Consider the following 16652-nt stretch of genomic DNA (forward strand, 5'->3'; position numbering starts at 1 on the left):
GACTTAAAAATAACTTTTAGCAGTACGTTTTTCCTATAAACGCTTCGGCGCAAACAGTGAAATCACACCCACGATCAGCAACACCGGAAATGCAATTTTAATCAGGCCGACTGCCACAAGGCCGATTAAAAATAACGGAAGCAGCACAACACTGGCTATGATTTTTGAAATTCCCCATGCTGCTTTCACCGCAAAAACAAGTATTTTTCCAAATATCAAAAACATGAAAATTGTAAATATGAATGTTAACATCGTTCTTCATCCTCCTCTTCTGCGATTCTTTTCCCATGGAATTTTGAATTCTCTTCCAGTCCAAGTATCTTACTGTAATCTTTCTGTTCGTGTATTCTCTCAATCATAAGGCACATCCTGACTCTCTGTTCTATACTCATCTTCCTATTCTCCTTTCCGCCAGATTATGCCCATATTATACTTGAATCCTTCCTTCAAATAAACAAAATCATTTGCGAATTAGTATCATCTATTTCTCCTTTTTTGAGGTGATATAAAGTAAATCTTAAGAATAAATAAATTCCCTTCGTTGTCAATATCATATATAATATTTTCAGGATCAGATTAATTAGGGGGGATTTTATTATGGGAAGAAAATCAACAAAAGAAATTAAAAATATTTATCAGATCAGCCGGGAAAATATGGAATATTCCCGGGAAGCAGCAGCCGAGAAACTTGGCTTCATTTCTTCTGACCGTATTGAAAAAATCGAAAATGAACGGACACTGCCGCATCCGGAAGAGGTACTTGCGATGGCAGACTGCTACAAAAATCCTTCTTTATGCAACTATTTCTGCTCTCATGAATGCCCGATTGGAATCGAGTATGTACCTGAGATTCATGCAAAAGAACTCTCCCAGATTACCCTGGAGATGCTAGCCACATTGAATCGGCTGTCACACGCGAAGGAACGTCTTATTGAAATAACAGTAGACGGCGAACTTACGGAAGATGAACTGCCTGATTTTCTTAGAATCAAAGATGAATTGTCGAAAATGGCTCTTGCCATCGATTCCCTGAATCTGTGGCTGGATCACACCATTGCTTCCGGGAAGATTGACAAACAAGTACTGGAAGAAATCATTCACAGAAAATAATTTTGCTCATAACGCAAGAGCCTGGCAAACAGCCAGACTCTCAGCAAAATAGATTCAAATTGTTACATATTCTGTCATCCTTCTTACATTAGTTCAACCATCTGTCCAGTGTTCTGGCAAGCGATTTGAGATCAAGCGGTTTGGCAATATGCTCATTCATACCAACCGTTTTGGCCGCCTGTACGTCCTCCGCAAATGCATTTGCCGTCATGGCAACGATTGGTACCTGTCTGCAGTAATTCCGATCCATGGAGCGGATCGCTCTGGTAGCATCATACCCGTTCATCCGCGGCATCTGGATATCCATAAAGATGATATCGTAATAACCGTCCTTACATGATGCCATTCTGTCAACGGCCTCCGTACCGTCAGCCACATGCTCGATTGCGAGCCCCGTTGTTCCCAGGATGACTGTTGCAATTTCTGCGTTCAGTTCATTATCTTCTACCAGCAACGCGCGGCGGCCTGTCAGATCCATATTTTTCAGATCAACAAACGGTATATTCGGTTCTTGTGCTTTCTCGTCTCCTACAAGAGTATTGAACGTTTTTGTCAGTCTGGAGCGGAACAGCGGCTTACTGATAAATGCATTTGCACCGGCTGCTCTGGCCTCCTGCTCAATATCCGACCAGTCATAGGCAGAGATGATTATGATCGGCACGTCATTTCCCACGGCTTTCCGTATTGCTCTTGTCGTTGCAATCCCGTCCATATCCGGCATCTTCCAGTCAATAATGCAAGCAAAATAATCCCGCTTCTGGTTATGGTGAAGCACAATATGATCAACAGCCTCGGCCCCTGTAGACACACCCTCGGCTTTCATCCCCATATCATTCAGCATGCCGCAGCAGGACTCGAGACTTAATTCATCATCATCCGCCACAAGTACATCCAGATCAACAAATTTGTCATACTGTACATCCGAGCCTTCCTGAAGCCTGAGGTACATCGTCACCGTAAAGCGCGAACCGACTCCCGGCTTACTTTCAACCTTGATATCTCCTCCCATCATGCGGACAATATTCCGGCTGATCGGCATGCCAAGACCGGTCCCCTGTATTTTATTTACGCATCCATCTTCTGCTCGGGTGAACGGTTCAAAAATCTTCTCCATGAATTCTTCACTCATCCCCATTCCGTTATCTTCAAAAACGAATTCATAGCAGCCGATTTCCGCCTGGTTCGAAGGTTTTTCAGAAATAGAGAGCCGGATCTTTCCGCCATCCGGTGTGAATTTTACCGCATTTCCCATCAGATTGGTGAACACCTTCTGGATGCGGAGGCTGTCACCGATTACCTCTTCATGGATCACACCGGAAATGTTGACAGAAAGCTCATGATGGTGCTCTGCGATTTGTGAACTGGTCATAGAGAGCAGATTATCCACCAGGTCGGAAAGTTTAAACTCTTCCTCGATCAGATCCACTTTTCCTGACTCGATTTTACTCATATCCAGAACTTCGTTGATCAGGCTGAGCAGATATTTGCTCGCCTGAGTAATTTTCTGAAGGCTATCCTGAACCCGCTCTTTATCATCAATATGCGACGCGGCAATTGCCGTCATTCCGATAATGCCGTTCATAGGTGTGCGGATATCATGGGACATATTGGACAGAAAATCCGTCTTAGCCTTATTTGCCGCTTCTGCCGCATCAAATGCTGCCTGCAGTGCCATTTCCTGCTGGCGCTCCTTCTTGATCAGATCATCTACATTTCTGGTACCGACTACTGCGACGAAACCACCGTCTTTTTTCTCTACAAACGCAACCCTTGCCTGCAGATATATGGTTCCGTCATCTGTATGTTTTTCATAAGTCAAAGAGTAGTCTTTGCCGTCTGCACGAATATGATCCAACGACAGTTTTTCGATAAATTCACCGCGGCTTTCTTCCGAAACAAGTTCCTCTGCGTAACTGCGCAATCCTTTTGACCAACAGCCATTATGCTTACAAAAATGCTCCGCAATAGCACGGCCGTCTTCATCCTGTGCGCGGTAAGTGGTCACGGTATCCGTTTCCGGATCAACAAGAAGAACAGAATAGTACTCTGAGCCAATTCCCTCTATAATCTCACTTTGTGTCTCCAAAGTTTTGATATGTTTTCTTTCTTCTTCCACGATCGAATCGACATTTCGGAATCCCAGAATAATCCAGCTTTCCGATGTGTGCCCAGAAATAGATCCGGATAAAGACCGCCTGGAAATAATGGGTGCCGCTTTCATCATAATTTACACGATAATTGCATACATACTCATCACTTTCTTCCAGAGCGCGAAGCACATTCTGAACAGAGACGGCATCTTTCAATTTTTTCTTATCCTCGTCCACAACATATTTGGAAATATAGTAATCCCAGGTCGTATTGTAGGAATGTCTTGAGACGCGCTTATCCTTGGGAATAAGATTTCCGTTCTTTTTGAGAGTCGTGGCACTGTCTTCTTCAAAATTGATCAGTGTAACGTCCGGATACTCTTTGCTCAGTGCATTGGCAATCTCCATTTCATCCTTCAGTGTCTCGTTGGTTCTCTCAACGGCTGTAAGCGCATCCTCAATCTTCTTCTGCTGGGCGAGCTCTTTCTTTTTCTCTTCGTCAATATTTTTAAACGCAACGGCAAATTCTTTTCGCTCTCTGAGCGGTTTTACGATCTGGCACTGAAAATACTGCATTTCACTATTCCGAAAGACTCTGTAATTAAAATAATAAGCCTGTTTATCTTCCAGAAGCGTGCTCACACCGGCCACCGTACGGACATCGTCAAATAGATGCCGGTCTTCTTCAAAGACGTCATTGTCGATATAAGCGCTGAGATTCCGGTCATAATTTCCCGCTGCAAACTTCGTGCCGTAGCGGTCACTCATCGTCTGCCCCATACGATAGCAGACGGCTTCTCCGGTATTCATATTGATTGCATATACATTTTCATAGGAGACAGCCAGCGCCTGAATCAGATTATCCTGGATTCCCATCGTTGCTTTTTCGGCAGTGATATTCCGAAATGTACAGATCACTTTTTTATTTCTTCCGTCTGCATTTTTCTCGACCGGAATAAATGCGCATCTGATCCATCCTCCGGATACAGAAATATACTCCTGAATAATGATTGTTTTTTCCCCCAACCTCGCGTCAAGCGTATTCAGATTCGTAAAAATCCGCATGTTCGGTCGGGATTCTTCCGAAACCTGCGTTTTGACTATCCTTTTCAGGCATTCCCGTGCATTTCCCTTTTTGCTGTAAACATGGTGCGAACTGTCGACCGAGATAAGTTCCTGGTAAGAGTTCTCTTCTATATCAATATAATAAAGTGCAAAGAAAATACTGCTCAGGGAACCGATAATGGCCGTGTGCTGCTTCTCGTTTTGAAGAAGAACGGTAAGCTCCTCATTGGTCTCCTGAAGTTTCTTTTTGGCCTCCAGTTCCTGAAGCTTAGCCCCATGAATGGACTGCGTGGCAAAAAAACATGTGTCAACCTGCCCTCGGGATCCCGATTTCCTTCAATAAAGGAGCACTGTCCCCAGCTTGCCGCCGATCCCCCGGCTTCCGCAGAAGGGAAAATGGTACTTCGATATTGTTTCGATATGATCCGGGTGTTTTTGAGCCGTTCCTCCAAAGTGGAAAGATCTACAAATACCTGTAACTCATCCGTGCAGTCAGGAGTCACCATATGATGGGAAAAATAATTCAGCCGTTCCTGTGCATCACCGGATGCTCCGATGTGCGTACGTACATCAGATACCGATGAGAGCTCTGTAAAATAATTCTTTGTAAGATCAATATAATATACCGATGTATAAATTTCACTCAATGACTGGATGATCTTCATCCGTTCTTCTAATGCTTTATTAGAATCTTCCAGTCGTTTGTTCGCAATCTCAATACAGCAAGTCGATGAAATAACAGATAGAAGCAGAAGATGTCCGGTATTCCGTTTGGGATTATCTACTCCGAAAAAGCCTATGATCTCGCCATCCACCACAAGAGGCGAAACCCCTGCACTGTCGATCCCTCTTAGTTCAAGGATCTGGTATGTCTCTGATCCAAAGACAAACTCTTCATCCTGTGCCGAAACAAAAAATTCTCCTCTTTCTTTAACCAGCCTGAACCAGCCTTCCACCATGTCGGCAGGGATATTCTGAAGCGCATTTCTTTTGGCCGCGACTCCCTCACGGCACCATTCATACGTGTTGTTGACTGCCGTCTTCTGAACATTCCATTCCAGAATATAGGCACGGTCCGCATCATAGTATCTGCCTGCATCAGCAAGAATATTCTGAATCGTTTGTCCACCCTTTTCTTTATTTGCGTAATCATGCAGGAAATGCTTGATTGCCTGCTCCTGATTTAACAGATTTTGTGAAAGCTCGTTCATGATACACCCCCGGGAATTGGTATACTTTGTCTGATTTCAATTATACATTTCCCACAAAGCTCTATCAAGACGAAATTCCACAATACGTTTCTTTTTTTATCGTTGCAAGATGAATCATTACTTTACATCTTCTCGCATCTTCATTTCTGATTCCTCCTTTGATCTGCTCTGGAATCATTTTACAGCCTCCTCGTAAGAGGAGCGTCAAGCAGGGAAAAAGATATTTATGCTCACCTTTGATCCGAAATCGCCACCTTAATAAATTCATCCATACTTTTTGTGAAGTATTTATTCTTACGATAATAGAAATAAACGTTTCTTTCTGCAGATGGATCATCAATCTTATAATAAACAATTCCGGGACTTGGCGGCATACATTTTACTACCGTATCGCTAAGAATCGCATTTCCCATTCCTTTCTCCGTCAAATGATACACGGTCATTAACTGATTCAGTTTCAGCGCTACTTTGGGATTAATTTCCGCTCTTTTACAAATAGCTTCAACCCTCTCTCTTGTATCATTATGCGCTCTCAACATTACAAAAGGCTCATCAGCAAACAACTTTAACGGCACACCCTGAATTTCCTTTTTTGTATGTACATTATTTTGTATATCTTCCGCTGTCAGTTTCCACTGCTTTGCCTCCTGATTACTATGGTGACCAGAAGGAACTGCCAAAACAAGATGTTCCTTCATAAAATATTTTTTTTCATAAATGTCCTCATTCATCGGATAATTATCAATAATCATATCCAGTTCTCCGGAAAATAGCTTTTCTTCCAAAATCGGCGTGCTTCCTTCAAACAGGCTCACCTTCACGTTCGGATACTTTTCCTGAAATTTCAGAATAGCTGTTGAAACAACAAAAGCTGAAAAAAGATACGTCCCGCCTATTGCCAGATGTCCCACCTTAAGTTCATTCAGATCTTCCACATAATTTGCAAATTGTTCTTCGAGATTCATTAATTGTTCTGCTGTCTTAATATACTGTTTTCCACATTCTGTAAGCTGAATCGGATTGGTACTTCTCTCAAATAACGGCATTCCTATTTTTTGTTCCACCTTTTTCACTGTAGCACTTAATGACGGTTGGGAAATATAAAGATCCTTTGCCGCTTTTGAAAAGCTTCCCTCTTTATAAATTTTATAAATATATCTCATATTGCTAAACATAACGTATTCCTCAGCTATTCACTTTGATAACGATTTGAAAACGGACGAACCCGATCAGTTTCGTCCGTTTTCTATATAAGTGTAACCTATAATAATTATAACACCTGCATACCTCAAAAAACACCTTTAATTTCTAGCTACGCCACTTTTTATTGCAGCTTCTTTTACTGCTCTGGCAACCGTATCCTTGACTCTGGGATCAAATGCTGCAGGTAATATATATTCTGCATTTAGTTCCTCATCACTTACCAGACCTGCAATTGCATAGGCAGCAGCCACCTTCATTTCATCATTGATGTCGCTTGCCTGTACATCCAGTGCACCGCGGAAAATTCCCGGGAAACAAAGTACGTTATTTACCTGATTCGGATAATCGGATCTTCCGGTTGAGACAACTGCTGCCCCTGCGGCTATTGCCTCCTCCGGCAGTATCTCCGGTGTTGGATTTGCGCAGGCAAAAATCACCGGTTTATCTGCCATACTGCGAACCATATCAGCTGTCAGTGTTCCAGGTGCCGATACACCGATAAACACATCCGCTCCTTTAATCACCTCTTCCAGAGAGCCTTTCTCGTGATTAAAATTAGTAATCTTTGCCATTTCTTCTTTTATTGGATTAAGCTCTTCTCTTCCCTCATAAATAGCGCCTTTTCTATCCGTCATAATCACATTTTTCAGTCCCATAGACATCAAAAGTTTAATAATCGCAATTCCTGCGGCTCCAGCACCTGAAGTAACAATCTTTACGTCTTTTAATTCTTTTCCAACTACCTTAAGTGCATTAATGATTCCGGCAAGTGTGACGACTGCTGTTCCGTGCTGATCATCATGGAAAATTGGAATATCACAAGTTTCCTTCAACTTTTTTTCTATTTCAAAGCATCTTGGTGAAGAAATATCTTCCAGATTAATTCCTCCAAAACTTCCTGCCAGCAAACGAACCGTATTTACAATCTCATCTACATTCTTACTGCGCACACAAAGTGGAATTGCATCCACATCACCAAACGCTTTAAACAGTACACATTTGCCTTCCATAACCGGCATTCCTGCTTCAGGTCCAATATCTCCCAGTCCCAGCACAGCCGTTCCATCAGTCACAACGGCCACAGTATTCCAACGTCTTGTTAATGCATAGCTCTTTTTTACATCCTTCTGAATCTCCAGACACGGTTCAGCCACTCCCGGAGTATAAGCCAGACTTAAGGCTTCTTTGGAATCCACTGCCGCACGGCATGTCATTTCAATTTTCCCTCTCAAATCATAATGCATTTCTAATGATTCTTTTGCGTAATCCATTTATCTCACCTCATACCATTTTCTCAGGATTTACTTTCTCATCATATTCACTGCTATTCATATAACCAAGTTCAATCACAGCCTCTTTTAAAGATTTATTTTCCTTATAAGCTTTTTTCGCAGCAGCGGCTGCATACTCATATCCAATCTCCGGGCTCAGACAAGTCACCAACATCAGTGAATTGTCCAGATTCTCCCGAATCTTATTCTCGTTCGCTTTCAAGCCGCTCAGACAGTTCTTATTAAAAGAGTCCATAGCATCACTCAGAAGGCGCACAGATTGCAACATATTATACGCAAGCAACGGCATAAATACATTTAATTCAAAATTTCCCTGAGATGCGGCAAAACCGACAGTTGCATCATTTCCCATCACCTGTACTGCAACCATAGTAACTGCTTCACACTGGGTAGGGTTAACTTTACCGGGCATAATAGAACTTCCGGGCTCATTTTCCGGGATACTGATTTCCCCAATACCACATCTCGGACCGCTGGCAAGCCAACGTATATCATTGGCAATTTTCATCAGATTGGCCGCCAGTGCTTTCAGTGCGCCATGCGTAAATACGTATGCATCTTTTGATGTCAATGCATGAAATTTATTCTCTGATGCACGGAATCCCTCACCCAAATAATCTGAGATATTCAAGGCGCATTCTACTCCAAAGCTTTTCGGACAATTAATCCCTGTTCCAACCGCAGTACCGCCGACAGCAAGATAACGCAGATGTTCCACGGACTCTTCTAACATCTTCCGGTTTTCTTCCAGCATCCCTCTCCATCCACTGATTTCCTGTGAGAAACGAAGAGGAACTGCATCCTGCAAATGTGTTCTCCCGATCTTGATGATATGCTGATTCCTTTCCTCCAGAGATTTCATAGTTTCTATCATTTTGTCCAACGCCGGATACAAATTCCGTCGGATAGACATAAATGCGGCAATATTCATTGCTGTCGGAAAAGTATCATTTGAACTCTGAGACATATTTACATGGTCATTGGCATGTAGCTTTATATCAGGGTAATTCTTTGCAGCAATGTGAGTAATCACTTCATTTACATTCATGTTGCTCTGCGTTCCGCTCCCCGTCTGCCAGACTTTCAATGGGAATTCTTCTTCATACTCTCCGTTAAGAATCCGGTCACAACTATCCACAATAGCATTCATCTGTTCCTTTGTTATTTTTCCAAAACGATTATTTGCCTTTGCAGCTGAACGTTTTAATATTACTAATGCTTCTATGATTTCATGCGGCATTTTTTCGGTACCGATTTCAAAATTCTGAAAGCTTCTCTGAGTCTGTGCCCCCCAAAAATGTTCTGCCGGAACTTTCACCTCTCCCATGGTATCATGTTCCATACGATATTCGCTCATGACTTTTCTACCTTGCTCTTTCTATTCACTTTCTTTGCCGCGCATCAACAGATCTTTTCCAGGTATTCCAGGTTCAGTCATCTGCCGCGGTTCTAAGATATAATCGAATTCTTCCTCTGACAAAAGTTTTTCTTCAACAACAAGCTTGCGTACTGAATCACCGGTACTTATTGCTTTCTTAGCGATATCAGCGGCTTTCTGATATCCAACATGAGGACAAATTGCTGTTATAATTCCAACACTGTTTTCAACAAGATAGCGGCAACGATCTTCATTGGCCGTAATACCAGAAATACAGTTATCCACAAATGTCTGTACCGCATAAGCAAGTGTATCAATAGATTGGAACATACAGTAAAAAATAATCGGCTCAAACGCATTCAGTTCTAATTGTCCTGCTTCTGCTGCCATAGTGATTGTAACATCGTTTCCAATAATATTGAACGCTACCTGATTGACCACCTCAGGGATAACAGGATTTACTTTTCCCGGCATAATGGAAGAACCATTTTGTTTAGCAGGCAGATTAATCTCTCCAAAACCGGCTCTTGGTCCTGAAGACATCAGTCGAAGATCATTCGCAATCTTAGACAGAGTAACTGCACAGGCCTTGATTGCACCAGATACTGAAACAAACGGATCCAGATTCTGTGTAGAATCCACCAGATCAAATGCCTGAACAAAATTCATGCCGGACACTTCTACCAGATTCGGTACGATTCTCTTCAAATAATTCTCATCTGCATTGATACCGGTTCCAACGGCTGTTCCTCCCATATTCACGGAACGCATCTCATCCATCGCCTTGTCCATACGATTGATATCCCTGAGAATCGCAACAGAATATGCATGAAACTCTTGTCCAAGACGTATCGGAACAGCATCCTGCATCTGTGTACGTCCCATCTTAATCACATGGTCAAATTCTTTAGATTTTTCAGAAAGTGCGGTGTGAAGACGAAGTAATTCCTTTTTCAGATTATCTAAAAGCCTAAGAGAAGTCATTTTTCCGGCTGTTGGAATTACATCGTTAGTAGACTGACCACAATTTACATGATCATTCGGATTTACAATTGTATAGTCACCCTTTTGTCCGCCAAGGATTTCAATAGAACGATTGGCAATTACTTCGTTGGCGTTCATGTTCAAAGAAGTCCCCGCACCTCCCTGAATCGGATCTACGATAAAATCGTCACGAAACTTTCCTTCTAGAATCTCGTCACATGCCTGTACGATCGCACTTGCAATTTTCTTATCCAGAATTCCAATTTCGCAATTTGTAATTGCTGAAGCTTTCTTAATATAAGCCAGACTGTTTATAATTTCCGGATGCATGTTAAGACCTGTAATACGGAAATTTTCCGCCGCCCGGAGTGACTGGACACCATAGTATACATTTTCCGGTACGTTCTTTGTACCAATAGAATCTTTTTCCACACGATAAGCATTTTCTGCCATGATTTTCTCCTCCAAAGTCTTTTGTTATACTTTCTGCAAGGGCGCCACTTACAGTCTGTTTCTCAATTCGTCTATATTATATCCCGGGCATCTTGCACAATCAAATACATAAATTTTTATAAAAAATATAATTCTAAAACTATATCTCCGACAATAGCGGTTCACTCCTATCCTAAAACACTTTTCTTTCTGTTCCATTCGCCAATAACTTCATTTACCGTACTTACCGTTACAAATGCAGCCGGATCTGCCTGCTGAAGAAATGCCAACAACTTACTATACTCATTCTTCTCAAGAATTGTCACAATTTCCATATTTTTGCAATGGACAGGCTGGATCAGGGCATCTGTATAGGTGTGTGTTGTAAGGTCATAAAAAGCATTCAAATGCATGCTGTAGACCCCTCTGATGGAATTTCCAGGTGAGCAATAATATTCAGCGGAAGAGAAAGATGGTGTACTGAAATAAGTGCAGGTCGAACCATCGGCAGCCAGAAAGCGGTATTTGCCATCGCTCAAAGTACTTGGGAGCAATCCCATGGCAGATGAATTAAAATGTTTGAACACAGCTTCCAAGGCAGCCGGTTTCAGCTTTTGACGCTACTGGTTAAGAGCGGAAGAAGTAGGCATGGAAGAAGCGTCCAATCCCCAAAAGTCAAGCATTTCCACTTTGGTGGAGGAAGAGCCTTGCGAAACGAGAAAAGAAATAAGTTTTTGAGATGAGATCTTTCGATTCCTTTGAAAATCGATATCCGGATGAAGGGAATAATCCGAAATATCAGAACAAATATGTTCTACAGCTAACTCAAACAGATCTTTGATTTTTTGATGGCTAACCATTTAAGATACACGACGCTAACTAAATGACATTGCTTCATCATATAATAACAATCCTTTACTCCTGCAGTCTCATATGCAGAATGCATTGCAAGCTGAGGTAAGCCTATATCAATTGCATTCATTGATACCTGTGACATTGCGATATTGCCCAGTGTACTTCCCCCTTCCATGTCAGAGCGATTTGCAAAGAACTGAATTGGTATATTTACTTTTTTGCAAATATCACGGAAAATAGCAATGCTGACACCATCGCTCGTATACTTCTGTCCTGCATGGGACTTCACGACAATTCCTTCATTCATATACACACAATTATTTTTATCAGTCTTATCCGGATGGTTCGGATGTACTGCATGTGCATTGTCACAACTTAACATAAAACTGGAGGCAACGGCTCTGTAATAATCCTCTTCCTCTTTTCCAAGTGCCAGATTCTCTAGTAGATATGGGGATTACTCCCCATACCCCTATACCAAACCGTACGTGCGCTATTAACGCATACGGCTTTTCACTCTATATTTCATACTCTATCTGTAAAACAAACTCACCTTAATACTTGGTTCGAGTAACGGAAATGTCCTGAGTAAGCCATTTAAACAACAGCCATTTCGTCTGCATAAGAAAATTCTTTACTTCCCTTGTATTATCTGTCACTCCGTAATACTGATAGTGCCCTCTCAATTTCGCATTGACTGTTTTAAATATCAGTTCTAATGGCATTGTCCTATGACTTCTTATCCAGTCTTTCATTGCTTTAATTTTACTGCGCAATTTCTTCTTACTGGTCTTTACCCTACAACGGTAAAACTGTTTCTTTCCGTCCATTCCGCAATAAAACGTGAAACCAAGGAAGTCAAAGGTATCTGGTTTTCTTTCCCCTCTTGCTTTTCGGTTTTGCCTGGCAAACCTTCCAAATCCCAAGATTTTTGTCTTTTCCTCCGCAAGCTCCAGTCCATATTTCCTAAAGCGTTCTTCCAGTCTCTGCTTGAATACCTGTGCTTCATGTTGATTCTGAAAACAGCAGACAAAGTCGTCACAATAGCGAATCAAATAACATTCGCCTTTACATTGTCTCTTTACGATTACATCAAACCAGTTATCCAGTACATAATGCAGATATATATTTGCGCTTCTGCGCTCTGGAAAGCTGGTTATGACACACGTGCAGCTCTGATTGGCCCTGGCGTTCACGCTTCACATGGTATGGAACGCACACATATAAATGGGCTTAGAAACACGCTCAAATTAATGGCTGCATATTTAGACTTAATTTAAAGACATGTCCGAGACATAATTTGACCCTCTTTAAAAAACGGAGTCCATCTCCCCTCTTCTGTGGGAATCCGGACTCCGTTTTTCTATTCTATTTTTTACCACCTCAAAAGCCGCATCACTGAATCAGTTCCAACTTATTTTATTTCCATGATTCATATACAGAATCCCCTATTTATGTACAAGGTATGAAAGAATTTGATATACATAAGAAAGAAAATCTGAAATCATACAATGACTTTGCCTATAAGATAATACAAATCAAGTCGATAACCCTTGCATTTTTTACTAGGATTATCGACTTTTTGAAATCTCCTAACTGTCGAAAATGGATTATTAGTTTTACTACTATTTTCTCTGTTAAGATAAACAAATTCTCTTATTCGACCTCGATCAACTCATATTCTCTTGTACCATATCCCAGTGCAGTCGCAGCCTCAATTGTATGGATCCCATTACGGCTCTCTATCCGCTCCAGGAAATGTGCCTTGCCGGGGTCATCGCAGGCATACACCAGATCAATGCAGGCCTGATCCACTGCGATAGGATCTGTCGATACCAGAATACCAATATCGTTCAGACACGGATCTTCCGCCACCGCACAACAGTCACAGTCCACACTCATGTTCTTCATAACGTTTACATAGATCATATTTCCCTTAAAATAATCTACTACAGATCCTGCCGCATCTGCCATGGACTCAAGAAACGAATCATGATCTGAGGTCCAGATATTCTCCGGCACACCGGCGCCATGAATATATGCCTTGCCATAGGAAGAGGCAACTCCGATCGATAATTGCTTTAATGCGCCGCCATAGCCTCCCATCGGATGCCCTTTAAAATGAGACAGAATCAGCATTGAATCATAATGAACTATAGTTTAGCACGAAACAGATATTACATAAAGCACATTATTAATCTTCTGTTTTTCGTCCTGCCTGCATATCGATTCTTCTCACTGCTTCTTCTAGATTCATCTCCTGTTCTTTCGCGATTCGGGCTATGTCCTCGTACTCGTACTTTTCCCGCGTCACGCCATATCCCGAAGCCACCTTTTTTCGCACTTCTCCAAATTCTGTATCTACTTTGCGGATCGTCCGGGAAAGCTTATATCGCCGACTGACATTTTCACGAACTCCAAGTGTCGTCGTATTCCGGAAGAATAATTTCAGCATGATGTCTTTATCTTCCTCACGGCACATAACGGTAAGAAGCACACCCGGACGGGATTTTTTCATTTGAACCGGTATCGTATATACTTCCAGAGCTCCCGCTTCGAAAAACTGCTCCTGCGCGAAGCCGATTGCCTCTGACGTGATATCATCCAGATTGCACTGCAGCTCTACGATCGTATCACCAGTTTCTTCGGTTTCTCCCAATAAAGCACGCACACAATTGACCGTATCGAAGTCCTTTTTACCCATTCCGTAACCGATTGCGTCGGTTTTCATAACCGGCATATTTCCGAATTCAGAAGCAAAATGCTTAAGAAGTGCCGCGCCGGTAGGTGTACAAAGCTCTCCTCTTATACTGCCGCCGTAAATGGGTACATTCCTCAGAATATATGCCGTTGCCGGCGCAGGAACCGGAAGAATTCCGTGGGCACACCTGACATGACCGCTTCCTACGTGAACCGGGGAGACAATGACCTTCTCTGGGGCGAGCTTATCCATGAGCAGACATACTGCAGTGATATCCGCAATGGCATCCATCGTGCCAACTTCATGAAAATGGATTTCCTTCACGGGGACGCCATGTACGTGGCTCTCCGCTTCTGCAATCAGAGAAAATACTGCAAGAATATCCGCCTTTACCTTTTCTGATAGCGGAAGGTCCTGTACAATATGCCCGATCTCATGCATTCCGCTGTGGTGATGGTGAGAATGAACATGGTGATGAACGTGAGCCTGTTCGTGGGAAGTATCATGAATATGGCCGTGCTCATGGATATGATTATGGTCATGGTCATGTGTATGTTCGCAGTTATGGTCATGTGCGTGTTCATGCACATGATCATGCATATCTTCAGATTCTTCTGTTCCGTTCACCTTGACGGTAACCTGCATCCCCTGGATTCCGCACTTTGCAATCTTCTCACCGGAAACAGTCACTCCCGGAATTTCCAGTCCGTTCAATTCACGGAGAAACTCTTCCTTATCGGGCAGCAGTTCCAAAAGCGCCGCTGTCAGCATGTCCCCGGCAGCTCCCATACCGCAATCTAAATATAAAGTCTTCATATTATTTTACCTCCATATGATTGATCCTGCTTGCCAGATATCCTGCTCCAAATCCATTGTCAATGTTAACCACCGACACTCCGCTGGCACAGGAATTCAGCATTGATAATAATGCGGATAATCCACCGAATGACGCTCCATATCCTACACTGGTAGGCACCGCAATCACCGGACAATCAACCAACCCTCCGATTACGCTGGCAAGTGCGCCTTCCATACCGGCAACAGCAATAACGACACTGGCGCTCATAATATCATCCAGATGTGCCAGCAGCCGGTGAAGACCGGCAACGCCCACATCATACAGGCGCGTAACCTTATTCCCATAAACTTCTGCTGTCAGGGCCGCTTCCTCTGCAACCGGGATATCACTTGTCCCACCCGTTGCGACAACAATTTTCCCGATTCCATTTGGCGCGGGCATACTTCCGATCAACCCGATTCTGGCATCTTTATGATAATCCATTTCATACACAGCGGAAATCTGTTCCGCTGATTCCTCGGAAAGCCGGGTGAGCAGAATCGTTTGCTGCCCATTCTTTTTCATTTGTTCCACAATTCCGATCATCTGCTCTGCCGTCTTTCCTGCACCGAAAATGACTTCTGCCACTCCCTGCCGGATCGCGCGGTGAGAATCGACCTTCGCATACCCGATATCCTCAAAAGGTGCCTTTTTCAGAAAGAGCAGCGCTTCTTCTACTGTCATTTCACCTTTTTGAACCGCTTCCAGAATTGCTTTGGTATCATTTCTCATGCCCTCACCTCCAAGTCCAGCAGTACGGAAGAATAATGTTTTTTCAATTCCTTTGTAATCGTTTCACGGTTTTCGATCACTTTTGGGATTTGCCGAGAAGGAACCTGAATCTTTGCCACATCTCCCATCCGGCGAACCCGAAAATCTGTAAACCCAAGAGAGAAAAGAAATTTTTCTGCTTCTTCAGTTGCTTCTAATTTTTCTTTTGAGATTCTTTCTCCTGTCGGAATCCGTGTTGCGAGGCAGGCATAAGCGGGTTTATCCCAGGTAAACAGGCCAGCCTCACGAGAAAGCTGCCGTATCTCATCTTTTGTGAGACCGCACTCCCGTAATGGAGACAATACAGATAACTCCCGAAGTGCCCGCATACCGGGGCGATCCCCCGCGTCATCGGACGCATTCGTTCCGTCAAGAATCGTCGTAAATCCATCTTTTTCCGCTGCCTTTTGTATCTCTTCAAAAATAATACGTTTGCAGTGATAGCACCGGTCGTCCGGATTTGACACAACAGCCTCGGATGACAGTACATCAGGCGTTAAAACCTGCATGGGAATATTCAACTCTTTGACAAGCCGAATCGCATCATCCAGTTCAAACTGCGGCTGAAATGCAGTTTTTACATAATATGCTTTTACCTCCGCTTTGCATTGACTTGCAGCATATAACAGGTAGGCAGAATCAACGCCGCCCGAAAAAGCAACAGCGGCCTTGGGATGCTGTTCAAAAAATAAAAAAAGGTTCATACTTATCCCTCACAAAAT

At 42.8% G+C, this 16652-nt stretch carries 15 protein-coding genes and 2 pseudogenes; 1 reads left to right on the top strand and 16 read right to left on the bottom strand.

Annotation, left to right across the window (positions count from 1 at the left end):
• Nucleotides 1-33: 33 nt before the first annotated feature.
• Nucleotides 34-252, bottom strand: a complete 219-nt coding sequence (locus ACTNB3_RS08910; protein WP_441017977.1) for a hypothetical protein — start codon at nt 250-252, stop codon at nt 34-36.
• Nucleotides 246-392 (bottom strand): hypothetical protein, encoded by a 147-nt coding sequence (locus tag ACTNB3_RS08915; protein WP_427806013.1) that lies wholly within the window; start codon nt 390-392, stop codon nt 246-248. The genes ACTNB3_RS08910 and ACTNB3_RS08915 overlap by 7 nt, the downstream gene beginning before the upstream one ends.
• A 205-nt stretch (nt 393-597) precedes the next feature.
• Here ACTNB3_RS08915 and ACTNB3_RS08920 point away from each other — a divergent pair, with 205 nt between their 5' ends.
• The gene (locus ACTNB3_RS08920; protein ID WP_441017979.1) at nt 598-1110 is read left to right on the top strand and encodes a helix-turn-helix domain-containing protein; all 513 of its coding nucleotides are present in this window, start codon (nt 598-600) and stop codon (nt 1108-1110) included.
• An 88-nt stretch (nt 1111-1198) separates the two neighbouring features.
• Here the strand turns inward: ACTNB3_RS08920 and ACTNB3_RS08925 are convergent, their stop codons facing one another.
• The 14 genes and pseudogenes from ACTNB3_RS08925 to larE all read right to left on the bottom strand — a co-directional run bounded on the left by ACTNB3_RS08925 (nt 1199) and on the right by larE (nt 16634).
• The gene (locus tag ACTNB3_RS08925; protein WP_441025149.1) at nt 1199-3226 is read right to left on the bottom strand and encodes an ATP-binding response regulator; all 2028 of its coding nucleotides are present in this window, start codon (nt 3224-3226) and stop codon (nt 1199-1201) included.
• On the bottom strand, nt 3180-4265 hold the full coding sequence (locus ACTNB3_RS08930; protein ID WP_427820484.1) for a hypothetical protein: 1086 nt from the start codon (nt 4263-4265) through the stop codon (nt 3180-3182). The genes ACTNB3_RS08925 and ACTNB3_RS08930 overlap by 47 nt, the downstream gene beginning before the upstream one ends.
• A gap of 164 nt (nt 4266-4429) precedes the next feature.
• Nucleotides 4430-5476, bottom strand: a complete 1047-nt coding sequence (locus ACTNB3_RS08935; RefSeq protein ID WP_427820485.1) for a GAF domain-containing protein — start codon at nt 5474-5476, stop codon at nt 4430-4432.
• Between the two features lie 230 nt (nt 5477-5706).
• Entirely contained in the window at nt 5707-6651 is a 945-nt protein-coding gene (locus ACTNB3_RS08940) for a LysR family transcriptional regulator (RefSeq protein ID WP_320856122.1), read from the bottom strand.
• 126 nt (nt 6652-6777) lie between these two features.
• Complete coding sequence (locus tag ACTNB3_RS08945) at nt 6778-7950, bottom strand: NAD(P)-dependent malic enzyme (RefSeq protein WP_320856123.1); 1173 nt, start codon at nt 7948-7950, stop codon at nt 6778-6780.
• Nucleotides 7951-7960: 10 nt separating this feature from the next.
• Entirely contained in the window at nt 7961-9328 is a 1368-nt protein-coding gene (fumC, locus tag ACTNB3_RS08950; RefSeq protein WP_320856124.1) for a class II fumarate hydratase, read from the bottom strand.
• A 21-nt stretch (nt 9329-9349) separates the two neighbouring features.
• Nucleotides 9350-10786, bottom strand: coding sequence for an aspartate ammonia-lyase (locus tag ACTNB3_RS08955; RefSeq protein ID WP_320856125.1), 1437 nt, complete (start codon nt 10784-10786; stop codon nt 9350-9352).
• A 167-nt stretch (nt 10787-10953) separates the two neighbouring features.
• Complete coding sequence (locus ACTNB3_RS08960; RefSeq protein WP_427820486.1) at nt 10954-11352, bottom strand: DUF2179 domain-containing protein; 399 nt, start codon at nt 11350-11352, stop codon at nt 10954-10956.
• A gap of 233 nt (nt 11353-11585) precedes the next feature.
• A pseudogene (locus tag ACTNB3_RS08965) lies at nt 11586-12059 on the bottom strand (hypothetical protein); the annotation flags it as partial.
• Between the two features lie 115 nt (nt 12060-12174).
• Nucleotides 12175-12816, bottom strand: coding sequence for a reverse transcriptase domain-containing protein (locus ACTNB3_RS08970; RefSeq protein WP_320856127.1), 642 nt, complete (start codon nt 12814-12816; stop codon nt 12175-12177).
• Between the two features lie 460 nt (nt 12817-13276).
• Nucleotides 13277-13771, bottom strand: a pseudogene (locus ACTNB3_RS08975) (DUF362 domain-containing protein); the annotation flags it as partial.
• A gap of 43 nt (nt 13772-13814) precedes the next feature.
• Entirely contained in the window at nt 13815-15137 is a 1323-nt protein-coding gene (gene larC / locus ACTNB3_RS08980; RefSeq protein ID WP_441025154.1) for a nickel pincer cofactor biosynthesis protein LarC, read from the bottom strand.
• A gap of 1 nt (nt 15138) precedes the next feature.
• Complete coding sequence (gene larB / locus ACTNB3_RS08985) at nt 15139-15891, bottom strand: nickel pincer cofactor biosynthesis protein LarB (RefSeq protein ID WP_427806019.1); 753 nt, start codon at nt 15889-15891, stop codon at nt 15139-15141.
• The gene (larE, locus tag ACTNB3_RS08990; protein WP_427820489.1) at nt 15888-16634 is read right to left on the bottom strand and encodes an ATP-dependent sacrificial sulfur transferase LarE; all 747 of its coding nucleotides are present in this window, start codon (nt 16632-16634) and stop codon (nt 15888-15890) included. Before larE ends, larB begins: the two co-directional genes overlap by 4 nt.
• Between the last annotated feature and the right edge of the window lie 18 nt (nt 16635-16652).

Origin of the sequence: Bariatricus sp. HCP28S3_D3 (assembly GCF_052065755.1) — a bacterium.
In the GTDB taxonomy this organism is placed as follows: domain Bacteria; phylum Bacillota; class Clostridia; order Lachnospirales; family Lachnospiraceae; genus Allocoprococcus.